Annotated in this window: 19 protein-coding genes; all 19 read left to right on the top strand. The window is 30.5% G+C overall.

Features of this window, described 5'->3' with window-relative positions; genetic code table 11:
• The first annotated feature begins 13 nt into the window (after positions 1–13).
• The 19 genes from BK011_08035 to BK011_07945 all read left to right on the top strand — a co-directional run bounded on the left by BK011_08035 (position 14) and on the right by BK011_07945 (position 20161).
• On the top strand, positions 14–565 hold the full coding sequence (locus BK011_08035) for a hypothetical protein (GenBank protein AUD65642.1): 552 nt from the start codon (positions 14–16) through the stop codon (positions 563–565).
• A 31-nt stretch (positions 566–596) separates the two neighbouring features.
• Complete coding sequence (locus BK011_08030; GenBank protein ID AUD65641.1) at positions 597–956, top strand: hypothetical protein; 360 nt, start codon at positions 597–599, stop codon at positions 954–956.
• Between the two features lie 602 nt (positions 957–1558).
• On the top strand, positions 1559–2218 hold the full coding sequence (locus BK011_08025) for a hypothetical protein (protein AUD66172.1): 660 nt from the start codon (positions 1559–1561) through the stop codon (positions 2216–2218).
• A 634-nt stretch (positions 2219–2852) separates the two neighbouring features.
• The gene (locus tag BK011_08020) at positions 2853–3647 is read left to right on the top strand and encodes a hypothetical protein (protein AUD65640.1); all 795 of its coding nucleotides are present in this window, start codon (positions 2853–2855) and stop codon (positions 3645–3647) included.
• A gap of 29 nt (positions 3648–3676) precedes the next feature.
• Positions 3677–4492 carry a hypothetical protein gene (locus BK011_08015; protein AUD65639.1) on the top strand — a complete coding sequence of 272 codons (816 nt, stop codon included), beginning with the start codon at positions 3677–3679 and terminating at the stop codon, positions 4490–4492.
• Positions 4493–5272: 780 nt separating this feature from the next.
• A complete protein-coding gene (locus BK011_08010) occupies positions 5273–5770 on the top strand; it encodes a hypothetical protein (GenBank protein ID AUD66171.1) in 498 nt (165 codons plus the stop codon).
• A 9-nt stretch (positions 5771–5779) separates the two neighbouring features.
• Positions 5780–6235, top strand: a complete 456-nt coding sequence (locus BK011_08005; protein AUD65638.1) for a tagatose-bisphosphate aldolase — start codon at positions 5780–5782, stop codon at positions 6233–6235.
• 231 nt (positions 6236–6466) lie between these two features.
• On the top strand, positions 6467–7543 hold the full coding sequence (locus tag BK011_08000; protein ID AUD65637.1) for a hypothetical protein: 1077 nt from the start codon (positions 6467–6469) through the stop codon (positions 7541–7543).
• Between the two features lie 399 nt (positions 7544–7942).
• Positions 7943–8575: a hypothetical protein gene (locus tag BK011_07995; protein AUD65636.1), complete on the top strand. Its 633-nt coding sequence runs from the start codon at positions 7943–7945 to the stop codon at positions 8573–8575.
• 4 nt (positions 8576–8579) lie between these two features.
• The gene (locus BK011_07990) at positions 8580–9119 is read left to right on the top strand and encodes a hypothetical protein (GenBank protein AUD65635.1); all 540 of its coding nucleotides are present in this window, start codon (positions 8580–8582) and stop codon (positions 9117–9119) included.
• Between the two features lie 171 nt (positions 9120–9290).
• Positions 9291–10709: a hypothetical protein gene (locus BK011_07985; GenBank protein ID AUD65634.1), complete on the top strand. Its 1419-nt coding sequence runs from the start codon at positions 9291–9293 to the stop codon at positions 10707–10709.
• A complete protein-coding gene (locus tag BK011_07980; protein AUD66170.1) occupies positions 10672–12057 on the top strand; it encodes a hypothetical protein in 1386 nt (461 codons plus the stop codon). The genes BK011_07985 and BK011_07980 overlap by 38 nt, the downstream gene beginning before the upstream one ends.
• A 15-nt stretch (positions 12058–12072) precedes the next feature.
• Positions 12073–12627 (top strand): hypothetical protein, encoded by a 555-nt coding sequence (locus BK011_07975; protein ID AUD65633.1) that lies wholly within the window; start codon positions 12073–12075, stop codon positions 12625–12627.
• A gap of 14 nt (positions 12628–12641) precedes the next feature.
• Positions 12642–13253 carry a hypothetical protein gene (locus BK011_07970; protein ID AUD65632.1) on the top strand — a complete coding sequence of 204 codons (612 nt, stop codon included), beginning with the start codon at positions 12642–12644 and terminating at the stop codon, positions 13251–13253.
• Positions 13254–13802: 549 nt separating this feature from the next.
• A complete protein-coding gene (locus BK011_07965; protein AUD65631.1) occupies positions 13803–16022 on the top strand; it encodes a hypothetical protein in 2220 nt (739 codons plus the stop codon).
• A 360-nt stretch (positions 16023–16382) separates the two neighbouring features.
• Entirely contained in the window at positions 16383–17204 is an 822-nt protein-coding gene (locus BK011_07960; protein ID AUD66169.1) for a hypothetical protein, read from the top strand.
• Positions 17205–17238: 34 nt separating this feature from the next.
• Positions 17239–17844, top strand: a complete 606-nt coding sequence (locus BK011_07955; GenBank protein ID AUD65630.1) for a hypothetical protein — start codon at positions 17239–17241, stop codon at positions 17842–17844.
• Between the two features lie 166 nt (positions 17845–18010).
• Positions 18011–19204, top strand: coding sequence for a hypothetical protein (locus BK011_07950; GenBank protein AUD65629.1), 1194 nt, complete (start codon positions 18011–18013; stop codon positions 19202–19204).
• An 81-nt stretch (positions 19205–19285) separates the two neighbouring features.
• Positions 19286–20161 (top strand): fatty acid-binding protein DegV, encoded by an 876-nt coding sequence (locus tag BK011_07945; GenBank protein AUD65628.1) that lies wholly within the window; start codon positions 19286–19288, stop codon positions 20159–20161.
• The last annotated feature ends 77 nt before the right edge of the window (positions 20162–20238 follow it).

Here is a 20238-nt window from a genome sequence, read left to right as displayed (position 1 = left end):
TTGGAGGAAACGAATGAACTTAGTGATAATTATTGGAGCACAAGCAGTTGGTAAAATGACAGTAGGGGAAGAGTTATCGAAAATAACTAATTTAAAGTTGTTTCACAACCATATGTCCATTGAATTAGCCCTGAAACTTGATAATTGGGGAACACCTTTATTTAATGAAATAAATGGCGGCATTAGAGATCTAGTAATGAGTTCGTTTATTAAAAATAAAAAGGACTTGATTTTTACTTTTACATGGGGATTTGAATTAGAATCTGATTGGGAGTATATGGAAAATATTAGAAGAAAATTTCAGGAGTATAAAATACATTATGTGGAATTAGTATCTGATATTGAAGTGAGACTATCACGAAACACAACTGAAAATAGATTAAATGCGAAACCAAGCAAGAGAAATGTTGAATGGTCAAGACAAGAAATCATAAACACTAATAAAAATCATAGGTTGGTATCTAATGACGGGGAGATAAAGTATGACAATTACATCAAGATAAATAATTCAACGCTTACCGCAATTGAAGTAGCTGATAAAATCAAAAAAGTGTTTAATCTTTAATTTAAAATAACATATATTAGGGGTGAATAGGATGCTAAAAGATGACGACTATAAACTAATAGAAACTGCAAAGAATATTATAATGAAAAATTTTGATTCAGATAATTGGTGTCATACTGTAGGGGCTTCTTTATTGACAAAAAGTGGTAAAATTTATTCTGCAGTAAATGTTGATGCGAACTTAAAGAGTGTTTGTGCTGAGCATATAGTAATAGGTATGGCTATATCAGATGGTGAAAGAGATTTTGAAAAAATAGTTGCAGTGTACGGTAAAGATAAGCAGGAGATTATACCGCCTTGTGATTATTGTAAAGATATGCTAAAAGAGTATGCACCAAACATTAAAGTCATTATGCCTAATGAAATAATTTTTAATCTAAAGGATCTATAGTATAAGGTAGTTGGATCAAACAATTTAGATATTTAGAGTTCGATACCGAACATCATATAGATAGTTGAATAACCTATTTTGATACAAAAAATTAATGCTAAAAAAACGCAAAAAATAAAAAGGCTAAACTAAGCCATAAATTAGGGGTGTAATTTTTTCGGGTGGGGGTGTAAAAATTTTGGCTAGGGGTGTAAAATTGTATGAAAATAGGTCATACAACCCATATTGAAAGCATAGGTTTGATACAATTGTATCAAGCTTTTTTTTGCGCTATATAGGGCCGTTTCACGATTCACCTATGTTTAATAAGCTTGAAAATCGCACTGATTTTACTCGATTTTAATCATTTCAATAGAATTTCTACACGATTACATTTTCAAATACACGATTTAAAATGGATTTACACGATTTCAGTAATAAGCCATTTAACTAGTATAATAGGATAATATTGTGTTTAAATTTAGTTGACTGAATGGTATAATAAATTCAAAGGAAAGTTGCATGTTGCTATTTTTTATATCTAGTGTGGTACCTGTTTGACCTAGAGAATCATAGCAGTGCAATAACTTAAGAGGTAACAGTAATAAGGAGGGTGTACTATGATGATTAAAAACAAAGCTTGGGATTGGAAAAATGAAAAAAATCCAAGATGGCTGATTCCTAGTGAAGATGCATACTATTTTTTACATCGTTGGAAGGATCTTGAATATAAGAGGATATTGGATCTTGGTTGTGGTAGAGGGAGACATTCTTTATTATTCGGACAAAACGGTTTTAATGTAATGGCAGTGGATTTATCGGAATACGTTGTTAAGGAACTGAAAGATAGATTAAGAGATCTAAACTTGAATATAGAATGCAAAGTTTCTGATATGACAAAAATAGATGTAGAAGATAATTATTTTGATTGTCTGTTTGCATATCATGTGATTTCGCACTCTACATCTGAGGGAGTAAGAAAAGTAATCTCTGAAATAAAAAGAATTGTTCGTACAAATGGAGAAATTTTTGTGACATTTGGAAGTCTTGAAACTTTATCAATGGTTCAACCAGATAAGATTGAATATATTGAACAAAATGTAATATTAAAGAAATTCGGTGTTGAAGCTGGTATACCTCATTTTTATGTAGATGAAGAGATAATAAGGAAATTAATGAAGGATTTCAAAATTATTAGTGTTAGAAAGGCGCAAAATATTGATTTATTAGGAACCAAAAAATATGGATATCATTATTTTATACATGCAGAAGTAATTGGTTAAGAGAATTGGTAAACAGATATTAAATTGGACAAAAAAGTTGGATGCTTATTGTCTAAGTGACAGAATTAGGGTGCTATACCCAACATTAAGTAGATAGTGGAATTAACTATTTTAACACAAAGAATTTCACAATAAAAAAAGTCAAAAAATAAAACCACTAAACTAAGCCATAATTTAGGGGTGTAATTTTTTAGGGTGGGGGTGCAAAAATTTCCACTAGGGGTGTAAAATTGTAGCAAAATAGTTCATTCAACCCATAAGAGTAGAATAGGTCTGATACATTTGGTATCAAACCTTTTTTTTTGGCTTTATTTAGGCATTTCTATATTTTGTCATTGTGTTAAAATAGGTTACTCCATAGGTAGAGAACGACCTATTTTGATACAATTTTCGTATAAAAGCAGAACACTCTACACTATTTCATTTTGAAATACACGATTTAAAATGATTTTACACGATTTTATTAATCTAGCCATTTAGCTGGTATAACAGGATAATATTGTATTTAAATTAAGTTGTTTAGATGGTATAATTATTTCAAAAGGAAAGTTGCATGTCGCTATATTTATGTCTAGGGTGGTAACAAAGTGTCCTAGAAAATCATAGCAGTATAAATTGTAAAGGAGCATACAATATGAAACCAAAAATGAAAAGAATACTTGACAGAATTCATCAATATAATGTTTCAAATATGGCTGAACTTAATTATGGGTTAGATGCTAATATTGTATATGATGCTTTGGTAGTTGCTCCTGGTTGGAAACCAAGTAAAATTATTAAAGATGATAGTTTCAAAGTTACAACTTTAGCTATCCATTCATATATATCGGGATTTTTAGTAGAAAAAGAAGGTATGAAGATTGCTTGGATTCAAATATCATCGAGTGCTTCTAATTTGTTAGATCATCTTACTTTAACTGCTGAATTAAAATATAAAAAACTAATTTTTGTTGGTGCAGTAGGTGCTTTGACTGACAAATTTAATGTAGGTGATATTTGTACACCATCTTATAGTATTGCGGGTGTCTTTGCTAATGCTTATTTAGAAGAAGATATTAGAAATTATAAGCCATTTGAAAGAGTGAAACCTGATGAAAGGTATGTTGATAGAGTAATTGATTTAGCAAAGCTATCTGGAGTTACTTTAAGTAAAGCTTCTGTGTTTTGTACGGACTCAATTGCGTTAGAATACTACCATCTTGATGAAATAAAGAAATTTAGTACTGATTTAATTGAAATGGAAACAAGTACCTTTTACTTGTTAGCTGATTTACTAGAGGTTCCTGCCATTGCATTATTAGTTGTTTCGGATAACTCTGCTGCTGGACATCCTCTAGTTGGTAGAGATGCAAAACTACAAGAAAAGTATAACTATGGTAGAAGCGTTATTATACCTGAATTAATATATAAAATCGCGCAGGATAAATAGAGTCTAAATTATATTGAGGAGTTGATTACATGAAGTATATGAGTTTTAATCGTTCATGTTCTTTTACATGTTTGGCTTATATGATAGGGGAATATGGTTTAAATTATACGGATAAAGATATAGCAATAGAAATGAAACTGGCATATCTTTTTTATAATGACTCAAAAAATAATGAATATTTATCAGGTGCCATGTTGCAAGGGAAGAGATGGTTTGATTTATTCTTGAATCGTCATTCTTTTGAGTTTATTGAAGACGAATATAAGAAAACTGCTGCGTTATCTTTCATTAAGAATTCTAATAGAAAATTAATGGTGGGGATAAATTTAAAAACCGGTAAACACGCTATGGTTTATTGTCCATCAGAAACACAACTGTTTAGATTCTTTAATCCTCATTATGAGAATGATGGTGCTGCTGACTTTTTTGTCTATTCAGATAAAGAGTTGATTGATCTTCTAGATGATGAGGTGACTATTGGCTACATTAATCATAATCCAAGAATTACAGGTCCTGAGTTAGAACTATATGATCATTCAAATGGGTACCTAGATAGATATGTAGTAGACATAATTGAATTTTGTTCGATTGAACATACACTTGATGAGATACGAAAAGTAAAAGAATCATTGTTTGCTGGACTATTACTTTCTCCAATTCCATTATTAGAATTTGAGGGAGAGACTGAACTTGTTGGTTGTTTAAGAAAACTGCAAACTGATTTCATAAATGCTTTACAACAAACAAAGACTAGTATTAGACTATTAGATTATATAAATCCATTAGAACTAAATTCATGTGTTAGAAAGTATAAGGAAGCGATTAAAGTGAATGTCGTATTTTAGTCTAGTCAATTTAAGACTGAAAAAAGAGGTGATTCAATGAGAAAAGGCTTTGATATATTTGGAAAAGAATATGGTGTAATGTTTAGAAATGATATACACCATAAAGATTCAGTAGACTATCAAATCTGCAAAAAAATGATACTTATAAATTCAGATTCTGAAGACTATTTATATAATCGTCCCATTTCAAAAATTGACATTGAAGTCACAAATCATGAATTATTTAATTTTGCGAAGAAGTTTAGAGGAAAATCAGATCTTCAAACAATAAAAAATGTTTTAAATTTTACTAGAAATATAGTAAGAAACTACGATGTTCCTTTTGATAATATGGAATTCGGTGGAACAGAAAAAGAGATTATCGATAGAGGGACCGACTGGTGTACGGATATCTCGCGAGTTGGTTTAGCGTTATTACAGTGTTTGAATATTCCATGTCGATTGGCTATATTAGTTAATGGAAAAAAAGCATATAATGGTCACACGGTATGTGAAGCATATATCGATGATGAATACATTTTGGTTGATTTTACATATGGTGTTTTGGGATTTTTGTCAAAGAAGTACTCAGTAAAAGACTTACTCAATAAACCTAAAATTGTAAACAAGATCTATAGTTCTAAATTAGACTTGTATATTGATTTAGAATATATTGAAGGCTTATATAATAAAGCTGCAATATCTGAATACGATATTACGAAAAAACATGACTTCACTATTAGTAAGCCCAATAAGTATTACTTAAATATGATGAAACTTTCCCACGATGGTTTTTGGAAAATGGGTGAAGACTTGGGAAAAGACAAATTGATTATTAGAAAAGCTACAGTTGAAGATGCTGAAGGAAAAGGTTATGTTCATTATCACAGCTGGATTGAAACATATACCGGTCTTTTTCCAGATGAGGTTATGGCAAGATTATCTTTAGAAAAGAATATACAATTAGCAAAAGACTATCCAGAGAATACTTATGTAGCCATTGTTGATAATAAGATTATAGGATTCAGCTGCTACCTCCAGTCGAGAGATGAAGATCTAGATGATACCGGTGAAATAATGGCAATATACATATTAAAAGAGTATCAAGGTCTTGGGATTGGAAAGAAACTGATGGAAGTTTGTTATAAAGAATTAAGTAAATATTCTAAATTATCATTATGGGTACTTGGAAGTAATAAGAAGTCGGTAGGTTTTTATGAGAAACAAGGATTTGTTGCAGATGGTAAAACAAAGATGCTTCATGGAAAAGAAGTCATCAGAATGATAAAGAGTTTGTGAGGTGATGATATGTTTTCATTCTTTGAGTTTAATAATCTAGCTGATGGTGAAATAAGACTTGTAATTGATGAGTTGATTCCTGAAAATGAAGAAAAAGGATTTGTTCCTGCATATAAGTTTAATATTGTAGAAGAAAAATCAAATCTGAAAGTTGGATTTATAGATATAAGGATTGGCCATAGTAAAGGTTTGTATTATGGTGGCAATATTGGATATACTGTATATGAGGAATATAGAGGGAATAATTTTGCTTTTAAAGCTTGTAGATTAATAAAGAATGTTGCTATCAAACATGAGATGGAATATCTATATGTTACTTGTAATCCTGATAACGTAGCTTCAAGAAGAACATGTGAAAAGTTAGGGTTACCTTTGCTAGAAATTGTTGAATTACCGGAAGATAATGATATGTATAAAGAAGGAGAAAGACAAAAGTGTATTTTTTATTGGGCACTACAAGTATAAATCACTTTGCTAAAATAATTGCTAAACCTGAATAGAAAAGTAATTAAAACGGTCATGATGCCCTAAATAGAAAGGTGGATGACTGTTTTTTATTAATAAATTGAACAGAACCAAAAAGTAAAAATATCTTACAAATAGAAAAACTCAACTAATAGTTGAAAAATGGTAGTAAAATAGGTTATTGTTATATTAGGAGTCTAATGTTTTAATGGAGTCAAGGAGATGATAAATATGAGTATAGGATTAAAAATCAAAGAATTAAGAACTAGAGAAGGAATCACCCAAGACTCACTAGCTAATTACTTAGGAGTATCATATCAAGCCATAAGTAAATGGGAAAATGATGTGACCTTACCAGATGTGAAATTACTAAAACCAATTTCCAATTTTTTTGGAGTAACAATTGATTATTTATTGGATAATGAGAATATGGATGAAGAGATGTTTCTACGACAAATTCTTGATAAATATCACAGTTTATCAAATAAAGGAGATATAGAGTCAGCTATTACCCTGCTTAGAAATGGATTAAAAGAGTATCCAAAGAATTATGTAATCATGTCAAAATTAACACAATCGTTAACGACAATAACGAAATCTACACATGAACATATGATGCAAGAACACGCAAAAGAAGCACTAAAGTTATGTGAAATCATTATAAGTGATTCTAATGACTATGGATTGATTGATAGTGCTATTAGTACGAAGTTTTATTCGTTTATCGATTTAAAAGAATATGATAAGGCAATAGAAGTTGCTAATCACCGTCCATCCATGTGGCATTCAAAAGACTTCTTACTATATTCTGCTTACCAAGGTGAAGAGGCAAATAACTACTTACAAAAGATGATTTTGCTACTTATGGATCAATTGACTTCTTACGTATTTTCATTAACATACAAGTTAAAGGGTGGAGATGTTTATACACTTGAAGAAAAAGTTAAAATCACTAAATCTGCTATTGGAATTATTGATATAATACTCAATGATGGAAATTATCAATTTTATAGTAATCGTCTGAGAAGATTTTATACATTCTTGGGAATCTATTATTCAAGATTGGGGAAAATCGAAGAAATGTATAAATCACTAGAAAAAGCAAAAGAACTATCCTTGTACTATGATTCGTTGGTAAAAGATGAGAAGTACACTTCAGTAATTGTTAATTCTCAAATATATCACCCAGATCAAACAGTGAAGAATGCAGAATGGTCGGACTTCTATGTATTCAAGGATAGATTAAAAAGGAAAGAGTTTGACGAGTTTCGAACTCATGAAAGGTTCTTAAGTTTACTTGAAGTGTGAAATCCTCTTCCAAGTTGTATGTTTAAATAGTTAATCAAGGGTTTGATACCCAACATTTAATAGATAGTGGGATACCCTATTTTGACACAAAGAAATTACTACCTGAAAATTAGCCGAAAATAAAAAGGCTAAACAAAGCCATAATTTAGGGGTGTAATTTTTTCGGGTGGGGGTGTAAAAATTTCTGCTAGGGGTGTAAAATTGTAGCAAAATAGATCATACAATCCATATTTTAAAAGTCGACATTTTGTATCCAATACAAGATGTCTTTTTTATGTTTTCCGCTCTATAGGCAGGTTTCAGGAATATTTAATCGTTTAGAAATAAGTCGACAATGTCGAGTAAATAATTTAAAATGTCGACATAATAAGGTATAATATAGTTAAAGAGGGTGAAAAAATGAATTATACGAAAACATTAAGAGAGTTTTTTAGTCAAAATCAAGGACATATATTTGATGTACAATATGAACAAAATCACCGGTTCTCATTAATTCCATATAAGACATTACTAAAAATACTAAACAGATTAGAAGAAGAGGGAATTGTTTCTAGTATTGCGAAAGGTGCATATATTGTCAATTCTGATGATGAGTTGGATATAGATAAAGCTATCAATGATTATTATGTTGAACGTTTTAGTGGAATGATGATTGGTAAAGAGATGTATAACTATTATGATATCGGCGATCAAGATGAGGATTTTGTAGAAATCTATACAAACAAGATAATCTCAAACAACAAATCAATAGGGAAATATCACTTAATTAAGTTCGATACTCATTTTTATGATGAAGTAGTGCGTTTAGTGACTGCTTTAGAATTAATAGAAAAAGTAAGCACAATTAAAGATATCAACTATATTCGTTATAATGAGGAAAAAGAAGCTGGAGTAAATTCATATACTGATGAGATTTTCAAAGAAATTATTACAAACCACAAGTATAAGTATTCAACCATAGCAACACTTGATGAAATGTTAGATAGGTTTTCAATTGAAAATAACGCTTTAAGTATCTATAAAGAGAACTAATTAAATGTACTTTAGAAACAATGAAACAGACTTCTGGAATTGGTGCAGACATTATTTAAGACGAGCCAAGTCTGTTATCAAAGCATATGATTGTATTGATAGTACGAGTTGCCGTATTAAGAACATCAAAAAATACAAAGAAGCAAAAGAAATTATGGAACCGTATGAAGTATTAAAATGTTCACTCTCTGATGAACAAAATCAATTACTAGAAAAGTCATTGATCAATAATAAGGAACTTAGATACAATTTTAAAACATTTAATAACTTAGATGCAATTATGAGAAATTGGAGTCGAATCTGTTTTCCAGAACACAAGTTAAAACTCAAATCAATTGATAAAGTAGAAATTGGTAAAATCATAAAAGAACAAAGACTAAATCACGGGATGTCATTGAAGTTTGTGGCTGATTTACTACACATTAGCGAAGCTACACTGAAAAGTTATGAGATGGGAACTAGATTAGTTAGGCTTGATGTGATTTATCAATTATCGCAAATTTATAATATGACTATTGACGACCTTGTAGAATGTAATGTGTAAATTTACTGAAGACTTGATTTAACATGATTATTATTATGAATTTGACAATTTAAATAAATCATCCTCCTTTGGAGGATATTTTTTTGTTTCATAAATTTTCACATTTTACTTTACAAATAACATCTTTTTTTGTATGATATGATAGTGAGCACTAACATACAAGGAGGAATTATGAGGAAAATTGCGAATTTTTTAATGAAATATCCTGTTAAAACAATGATAGGGATGGTTGTGTTAATTTTAGTTTCTTTGGTAGGTATAACACAAATAGAACTAAAGACGGGGAATGACACATTGGTATCTGATGATACGGAAGTTTATTTAGATAATGAAGCTTATCAGAGTGAGTTTGGACAAGATCCTATAATAGTAATTTATGAAAATGAAGATCCATTTAGTAAAGAGAGTATTGATTTTATATATGCACTTGATCAAGGTATCGAAGGTCTTGATGGTGTTTTTTCTGTCAGTAGTCCTATAGTGATGATTGAACAAACTTCAAAAAATTTATTGGAGCAATCTGAATTGGGTTTAATTGAAGTGAGTTCAGGTTTAGAAATCATGGCAGAGCAACTGGAATTGTTGAGTACTAGTTTGAGTCAAGAACAATCAAGTCCTATTAATTTAGAATTATTAAGTGCTAGTTTGACACAGTTGGTGACTGCACAAGAAAATTTGGGTACAGGTCTTGTGAACTTCAGTGATTTGACTGATATCATGGGATTATCAGTATCTCAAATGATTACGGATTTGATTGGATTATCTGAATCGCTTTCTGATCCAAGTGATTTGGACTTATTAAATCAATCTATACAAAGTTTAAATGTACTTGAACAGCAATTGGTCCAATTTGATGCACTTGATGATTTAAGTGAAGTATCGACACAAACGGTGACTGCTCTTTCTGGTTTAATTACCAATTTATCAACACTTGCAGAAACATTAGACATGCAAAAGGCTCAGATGTTAACATTGTCAACTCAAATTGGAGAGTTATCCACTGCTTTAAGTGATATCGCATCAAATCTAAATTTGATGGCTTCACAGTTTAATGCGTTTGAACCAGGGTTTCCTGAAACTGAAAGCACGTTAGAAATGATGTTGTATGATGCAGGTCATTTAAGATCAGTATATGAAGGCTTTTTGATTGATGAAACGACAATGCGAATGGTGATTGTATTAGAAGCAGGCGTTTCAGATGTTGAAATTGCAGCGATTCATGATGCTTTAAATGTTGTTGTTGAAGATGAAAATCAAACAGAATATGTATTGATTTCTGGTAAACCCATATTGGATCAATCTATTAAGTCATCGATGATGGAAAGTATGCAAGTGATGATGATCAGTAGTGTATTAATTATGATTGTCATTTTAATGATAGTTTATAATGTGCGTATGAGATTGATGCCAATTGTGATGATTATGATAGTCGTTGTAGCAACTGTTGGATTGATGGGATGGATGAATATTGGTTTAACAATGGTTTCAATGGCGGTATTTCCTGTGTTGATTGGATTGGGTATTGACTATTTCATTCAATTTCAAACAAGATATGAAGAAGAAAGAGGGGGATTTGCAAATGAAGACTAAAAATAGTTCCAGAAAAGCCCTGATTAAAACAGTTAGAAAAATGGTGCCTGCGGTCTTGATTGCTATGATTTCAACAGCATTAGGCTTGTTGAGTTTGTATCGTTCAGATGTACCGATGATTCAAGATTTTGGTTCAATGCTAACAATAGGTATTATGATTGCATTTGCTATAGCACTTTTTGTCTTTTTGCCTTTTATGTTTGTAAAAGATTGGTTCTTTAAAGCTGAAAAGGTTAAAAAGCAAAAAAAGATTGTTAAGCATAATAGGTTTATACATGGCTTAACTGGGGTCATTTTAGAATTTAGATATACTGTCATTGTTGTTGCAGTTCTAATAGCTGCTACTGGTATATATGTTGATATAGATGCACCAGCTGAGACTGATTTAGAATCTTTTATGCCACAAGATTCAGAAGCGTTAGCAGATATTGAAGAACTGAGAACTATTATTGGATCTACTGAACAATTGGCTATTGTTTTTGAATCGGAAAATATTTTATTGGATTTAGAAAGTATTCAAAGTGTTGAAGATAATTTGTTAACAACCTATGATGACATCATCATTGAAACAACGTCGATTACTACAATGTTTGAATTGTTAGGAATAACTGATTTATCTGCTGTTGATGAATCAACGCTTGATATGATTCCTGTCGATCAAAGAAAATTATTTATTAATGACAGTTATACAAAAAGTGTTTTCAATATGAATATTGTTGATTTATCTGATGAAGAATTTGATGAATTGTTGACGGAATTAGAAACTTATTTTAACGGTTTAACCGTTGATTATAATATAACTGTTACTGGTCAGTCAATCATTGATGTAGAACTAATGAAGAGTTTAACCACAGGTCGATATGAAATTACCTTAATTGGACTTGGACTGATTTTCTTTAGTTTATTTGCGATTTATCGTAAATTCTCTAGAGCAATCTTACCGTTGTTACCAATCATATTGATTGTTGGTTGGAGTGGTTTGGTGATGTATTTATTTGATATGAGCTATACACCATTAACAGCGACTTTAGGTGCGCTTATTATGGGTATTGGTACAGAATTCACCATTTTGATTACTGAGAGATACGAAGAAGAAAAACATAAGCAGAAAAGTGATAAAGAAGCGATCAAAGTTAGTTTGGCTAAGATGAGTAATCCGATTTTAGTTTCAGCATTGACAACAATGGGAGGTTTTAGTGCTTTAATTTTCTCGGACTTCGTTATTTTATCAAATTTTGGTATAATGACTTTAGTCAATATATCGCTAGCACTCTTATCGACATTGGTGGTTTTACCCGCTATACTGTGTGTCACTATAAGAAAGCCTAAGCAAATAGTACATAGTTAAAAAGGTGGTGATCTTGTGAAAGAAACAAGACAGAATATTCTAAATGCAAGTTTAGAAGTGTTTTCCGAAAAAGGATTTAATCAAGCAACAACCCTAGAAATATCAAATTCAGCTGGTGTGGCTGAAATGACGCTTTTTAGAAAGTTTCAAACCAAACAAAATTTGTTTATTGAAACTGTTGAATATGCGCTTGGTGTATCTTTTGGATTGGAAACAGAGATTGATTATCAAAAACCTTTAGTTGATTTTTTAAAAGAAGTGTTACATCAAAAAATGTTGCTAATTTCTAAACATAACAGATTGGTGAAAATGCTGATTAGAGAATCATTATCACATACCATTCCTGATGAATTGGATGTGACGAAAAGAATTTCTAAAGATTTAATGAGTAGGATTGAAACTTACGTTAGTATGAATAAGGTTCATTTAAATCCAGAAGCATTTTCTGAAGTGATTGCAGGGATTCTGTTACGATATGCCATTATGGAAGATCAACCCATATATCATTTAATAGATCATGATGAACAATTGAAGTATATTGAAAACTATATTAACGTTTTAAATGTTTAAAGGAGATTAGAAAGATGATTGTAGCGATATTTGTTGTATTACTAGGACTGCTTGCTATTTATCAAGGCAAGTTTGTTAGAAAGCATAATTTAAAACTTTATATAGGTTTTACTGTTGTCTCTGTTTTGATGTTTGTTTTACAGGATAAAGCATTCAGTACTCCGTTTGTTCAAGGATTTTTAGGATTAAGTTTTTATTATCTTGTGATGGTTGCCGGTGCACTTAAAAAAGGATCGAAAGTTAAGAAGAGTTTGATGGGAGTAAGAAGAGAGTATTCGATTTTAGGATTTATTACAGTCTTACCTCATACTACTAAGTATTTATTAGAATGGTTTAATGGTGAAATTGAATTTCCAATTTATGGTGTTATTGGATTTGTATTAATGATTCCATTATTCATCACATCATTTCAATCTATTAGAAAATTGATGACACAAAAATCTTGGAAAAGATTACAAAGTGTTGCGTATGTGATATATATTTTACTCTTCATTCATCTAATTATAAATTATACAGAAAGGATAAATTTAGTTTTATATTTGGTTTTATTTGTTAGTTACTTTGTCATGAAGATTGCATTCGAAATCAAAAAGGCAAAAGAGAAACAAATGAAGCTGACAAGATAAGATATATAATTGATTTATTTGTACTACTCTGATTTTTTGGCCACATAGATATAACCTTAGACATAAATAGAGATTTATTTCACAAACAAGATTGATTCCATTCTCGGTCCATTTCAAAGTGAAACTATAAGAAAAACAAGTGTTTTCTGTTAGTATAGTTTCCAACTTATGGCTAAAGAAAAAGGTTCGATACCCAACAACAACCATATAGTGGAAATACCTATTTTGACACAAGAAAATTATCGCTTCTAAAATTGAGAAAATAAAACCTCTAAACTAAGCCATAATTTAGGGGTGTAGTTTTTTTGGATGAGGGTGTAAAAATTTCCGCTAGGGGTGTAAAATTGTAGCAAAATAGGTCATACAACCCATATTGAAAGCATAGGTTTGATACAATTGTATCAGGCCTTTTTTTATATTAATTTAAGTCGTGAAGAGAATCAAAATTAGACATAGATATCATAATCACATTTTTTGTAAGTTTATCTAAGTTCTTTTTAAAATATTCTTGTTTTATGATATAATTTTCTTGCTATTGGAGTTGATGATGTGAAAAAAATAGAACTACTAGCTCCTGCAGGTGATAAACAAGCATTTATAGGTGCAATTAATGCTGGTGCAGATGCTGTGTATCTTAGTGGTAAATTCTTTGGTGCAAGGAAATACGCAAATAATTTTACTAAAGAAGAAATCAAAGATTTAATTAAGTATGCTCATATAAGAAATGTCAAAGTATTTGTTACCATCAATACTTTGATTTTTGAGCATGAAATAGAATCTCTTTTTAGCTATGCAGATGATTTAGTTTCATCAAATGTAGATGCCTTAATCGTTCAAGACTTAGGTGTGTTACATCAATTTATAAAAAGATATCCAGATACTGAAATTCATGCATCAACGCAAATGAACGCTTTTAATAAAGAACAAGTCGCATACTTAAAAAATAGTGGTGTAAAAAGAGTCGTTTTGGCTAGAGAAACTTCGATTGATACAATAAAAGAAATCAAACAACATGTTGACATTGACTTGGAAGTTTTTGTTCATGGAGCATTATGTGTTTCATACAGTGGAAACTGTCTTTTTAGTTCGTTAAATGGTGGAAGAAGTGGAAATAGAGGAGCATGTGCACAACCATGTAGATTAGCTTACGACCTATTAGAAGGTGATACAACTGTTGTAAAGGATACTTATTTATTAAGTACAAAAGACTTAATGACATTAGGTTCCCTAAAAGATATTATGGATAGCGGAGTGAGTTCGCTAAAAATTGAAGGTCGCATGAAAAGAAGTGAATATGTGATTGCTACAGTACGTGCCTATAGAGAAGCAATCGATCATATTCTAGAAGGGAAAACATTTGACATTGAAAAACGGATACAAGAGTTACTTTCTGTTTTCAATAGAGCATATACCAAAGGATACATCCTTAATGAACAACCTTACAATATAACTAATCTTTTTAGACCAAATCATCTTGGTATCGAAAGTGGTGAAGTTCTTGATTTTTATAATGGGAAAACAACAATCAAATTAACACATAGGATACACTTAAAAGATGGTTTTAGAATCATAGGAAAAAAAGATTTGGGAGGCAAAATTGATAAAATCATTGTCAAAAACAATTCAGTAACAGAAGCCTTCGCAGGAGATATGATTACTATCGATTTACCAAGAAAAGTGGATATAGGAGACAAGTTTCATATTACTCAAAATCACGTTTTAGAAACTTCTTTACAACCATATTTAGATGAAACCTACAATCTTATCCCTCTTGAAGGAAAACTTATTGCATATGTTGATAAACCACTTGAAATATATATAAAAACGCCATATTCATCATTTGTTTCTTATCAAAGTGAATACATTGTTCAAAAAGCAGATCATCCAAAACAAACAGCTGAGGTTTTACGATCGCAAATAGATAAGTTGGGGGATACACCATTCTTTTTAGATTCATTTCAAGTGCATACGGATGGGATTTCATTTATCCCGAACAAAATACTCAATGATCTAAAAAGAGGAGTTGTAGAAAAACTTGTTCAATCTTTAATACATGATAAAAAGTCTAAGATTATCACAGAAAACTTTAAAAATATTCCTGTTAGCATAACAAATAATATAACAGTAAAAGTAGAAACGAAGGCTCAACTCGAAAAAGTGATTACTTATCCTGTAGATTATATTTTTATTAGTGAACACATAACATATGATGGTGATGACAAAAGAGTTAAAGTTTTTTCTAATAGAATATGGAGTTCAAAAAACAATAAAGTAGCAAGAGATTATGGCCAGTTACCATCCGAATTTATTGATGCAACGATGAATGTAACAAACAGCTTCACAGTAAATGAACTGCATAAACAGGGTGTTAAAACAGTTCCTTTATCTGAAGAGTTAGATAACTTTCAAATCGAAGATATCATGAAGGGCTATCAAAATCGATTTGGCAACATACCGAATTTAGAAATGATCATTTACAATACACCAGAACTCATGCTATTAAAGTATTGTCCAGTAACAAAAGGACTTGGTATTGATAAACTCAAATGTAATCAATGTATGAAGTATGATTATTCTTTAAGAAATAAGGATAAAAATTATCCATTAATTAGAGATTCAGGATGTACGATGAAATTATTACATCATACAAGAATCAATAAAACAAATCATATCAATATGTATAAGAAGTATGGTATTCATAACTTTAGAGTTCATTTTACTACAGAGTCAGCAAATGAAATAGATAACGTACTGAAATCGATTGTTTAAATCATACGATAAACAAAGATTTGATATTACTGTATCAGATCTTTGTTTAATAAATAGGTCTCATTTGATACATCATATGAAAAGTAGGGGATTTGTAATCATATTAGCACTAGATTGATTGTCAATATTATGTTACAATGGTAAAAATCAAGAAGAATCTAGAGTTAAAAAAATATCACTATAGTGATAGTCCTTAATGGATAGCTCTATATAAAGGGAGAGCAAATGAAAAAAAACATAGGCATAATAAGCACTGTTGTGATAACTGTTCTGTTATCTATATTAGGATTTGTTTTGGGAGGACTTAATCTTAGTGAGCTTCAGTTAGATACTTTGACAATACTCATCATTGTTTGTGCAATGAGTATGGCATACTGTTTTATAGTTGGAGAAATCACTGGAAATAATTCTCAAATGGACAAATTATGGTCAATTTTACCTATTGTATATGCATGGATTATTGTATTTAAAAGTGGTATGGATTTTAGATTAATTGTGATGGCTGTGCTTATTTCCATATGGGGGATAAGACTAACTTTAAATTTTGCAAAAAAAGGTGCTTATTCTATTAAGTTTTGGGCTGGAGAAGAAGATTATAGATGGATTATCCTTAGGGAAAATCCTAACTTAAATAAAAAATGGAAATGGGCATTATTTGATTTATTTTTTATCTCTATTTATCAAAATGCATTAGTGCTTGCGATTTGTTTACCCTTGCTTGCAGTCATGGAATCTACAACTTCATTTAATGTTTTTGATGTGATTGTTGCAGTTGTTTTACTAGGGCTTATTGTATTAGAAACAATTGCAGATAAGCAGCAAATGGCATTTCAAACTAAAAAATATAAGTTATTAAATGAGTTTGAGAAACTAGAAGACTTACCAAGCCCATATCATAAAGGATTTAATACGAATGGATTATGGGGGAGATCAAGACATCCAAACTATTTTGCTGAACAATCTATTTGGGTAGTTTTGTATATCTTTTGCTTAAGTGCTGGTGTAACAAATCACATCTTTTTTAACTGGACAATCATAGGCTCTATGTTTTTGATATTACTCTTTATGGGGAGTTCATCTTTTTCAGAAGGTGTTTCACTTAAAAAATACCCAGATTATAAGGATTATGTCGAAAGAGTTTCTAAATATGTGCCATTAAAAAAGTATAATGAAAATAAATAGATCTACAAATTATTAATATGTTAAGGAGTAGAGAATGATGAACTATATTAAAGAGTATGAAACATATTTATCTAAAATTGGAGATAGAAAAGCATTATATAGTTTAATCGAAAAATCTTATCACATAAAGACCGCTTTATATCCAGGTAGCTATATTGATATAAGTGCGTCATTGGTCATACCAAATGTTACATATATCGATAACTTTAAAGGTGCTATTAAGTTTTTCCAACATATGGACGAGATTAAGGACTATATCATCTTAAATAAGCAATATGATGAAGCACCAGTAATTCAGTTTTTTGGGATTGATTACAATGAGTCTATAGACATGAGCGAAGTCGATTTGATTATTTCACAGTTTGCAGGTTTTGTAGGACAAGCAACTAAAAAATATCTAAGAAAAGGTGGCATTTTACTTTGTAATGACAGTCATGGAGATGCTACATTAGCATATGTTGACGATGATTTTGAGTTCATCGGAGTCATTGATTCTTGTAATCAAATCGTGTCAAGCGGGTTAGATAAGTATTTTAAATTTACAAAAGAAAAGGATATCGATATCCATATAGTACGTTCAACCATGAAAGGACCAAAGTATAAGCTTCAACCTAGTAATTATATTTTCAGATTAAAATGAAAATCAGCAAACAAACAAAATGTTTTAAAGTATTCTCATGTTTTATATGAGAAAACACTTAGAGCTTTTAAATCTTTCTATATAGACATCTCTTTATAGGGATGTCTTTTTTTAATTTGCTATACATGATATAATTTGGAATATACATAACATGGAGGATATCAAAATGCCTAAACAAAAAATATCTAAGGAAAAACTCATAAGAATCCTTATTTGGGTTTCCATTATCGCAATATCGTTCATTGCGATATACGCACTTAGATTAATCGCTGCAAAACCTCTCGGGAATATTTCAAACGCTTTTAAATCTGTATTTATTCCGTTTGCGATAGCTTTTTTCTTAAGTTTTATCATTGGACCTTTTGCGTCTATGATAGAAAGTAGATTAAAGATAAAAAGGGGTATAAGTATTGTTCTAGCAATTATTCTAGGACTCAGTGTAATCATCGGATTATTAACTTTTGTGATTGTAAACTTAGTCGTACAAATGAGTAGTATATTCTCAAGTCTCATCAATATGATTGATGCAGTTTGGTTAGAAAATATAGTAAGTGTAGTTGAAACATATGTTCAAACATATATTAACGATACAGAACTTGCTGAAATATTGAATCAATTAACATCAAATGGTTTATCAGTTGATCGTGTTATTGAACTATTGGGTGGTATCCTGGGGTTTCTATCTAATTTAACTTCTTCAATATTTCAAGCAGTCATGATTTTAATATTAACACCAGTATTCTTATTTTATTTAATTAAGGAAAAAGCATATATTTTTAATGGGATCAATAGTGTTTTTCCAGAAAATGTGCAGCCACATCTTGAGGCTCTAGGCACAAGAACAGATACATCAGTTAGGAATTATTTAAAAGGACAAGGGATTATGATTGCACTCATTGCCACATATTTCTCTATTTTCCTATCTATACTATCGTTTTTTATTCCGGGTTTTAGTATTCAAATGGCGATATTGTTTGCACTCATTATGGGGTTATTCAACATCGTGCCTTATATTGGGGCTTGGATTGGTCTTTCTTTACCAGTATTATTTATGTTTACACTACACTTAGAATCGGTTCAAAACAACGAAGCAAAATCAATCTTTGTTATTGGGATTTTGATTGTCGTTGTGTTACAAGTTGTTGAGCAAGTCATCGAAGCTTCTGTTGTACAACCACAAGTACTTGGAAATAAAGTACAAATTCATCCATTGCTTGTTTTATCCAGTTTGATATTCTTTGGTGGTATTTTTGGATTTGTTGGTGTGTTACTTGCAGTACCGCTTGCAGCTACTTTAAAATCCAGTTTAGAGTATTTCAAATCTTTAAACAATAAGAAACCAAAACAATCTACAACATAGCATGTTGTTAATTAAGTTTTAAATATGGTAAAATAATAAAAAGTTTGATTTTAAAATAAAAATAAAAAGGATGGTTTTTATATGAGTAATCCATACGTTTTAGTAACTGATTCATGTAGTGATTTAACACTTGAACAAGTCAAGAAGATGGAAATTGATGTTGTTGCATTATCTGTTGAAATTGATGAAAAGACATATAAGCATTATCCTGATGAGAGACAATTAAATGTAAAAGATTTCTATGATTTATTAAGAGACAAGAAAGTTGCAAAAACGTCACTCATCAATGTTGGGGAGTATTTAGATTTTTTTGAAGGAAAACTTAAAGAAAATAAAGATATTTTATATATTGCATTTTCTTCAGCTTTATCTGGATCTTATCAATCATCAGTGATTGCTAGACAAGAGCTTTTAGAAAAATATCCAGATAGAAAAATTGTGATTATTGATTCTAGATCTGCATCTATGGGTCAAGGGTTACTCATTTGGTATGCTTATCAAAAAATGCAGGAAGGATTAAGCATTGATGAAGTTGCAAAATGGGTAGAGATGCATAAACTCAAATTATGCCATTTATTTACAGTTGATGATTTAGGAACCTTAAAACGTGGAGGAAGACTTTCAGGAACTCAAGCATTATTGGGTTCACTTTTAAAAGTTAAGCCTGTTCTCCATGTTACAAATGAAGGTAAATTAGTGCCTATTAAAAAGGCAAGGGGTAGAAAAACTTCTTTACAAACGATTGTCGATATTATGAAAGAAAAAATTGAGAATCCTTCTGATCAAACCATTTTTATTTCTCATGGAGATGATTTAGAAGATGCAAATTATACCGCTCAGTTAATCCAAGAGCAAATCGGTGTCAAAGAAATTGTTTTTGGAATGATTGGACCAGTCATTGGTGCACATTCAGGTCCAAAGACAATTGCAGTGTTTTTTATGGGTAATGAAAGATAATAATTTAAAGCCAAAAGTCATTTTGGCTTTTTTTTAAAGATATGAAGATGTTATAATATAAACATGAAGTAAAGATT

Source organism: Tenericutes bacterium MZ-XQ, assembly GCA_002838205.1.
Taxonomy (GTDB): domain Bacteria; phylum Bacillota_I; class Bacilli_A; order Acholeplasmatales; family Acholeplasmataceae; genus Mariniplasma.
This window is presented reverse-complemented; position numbering and strand designations above follow the sequence as displayed.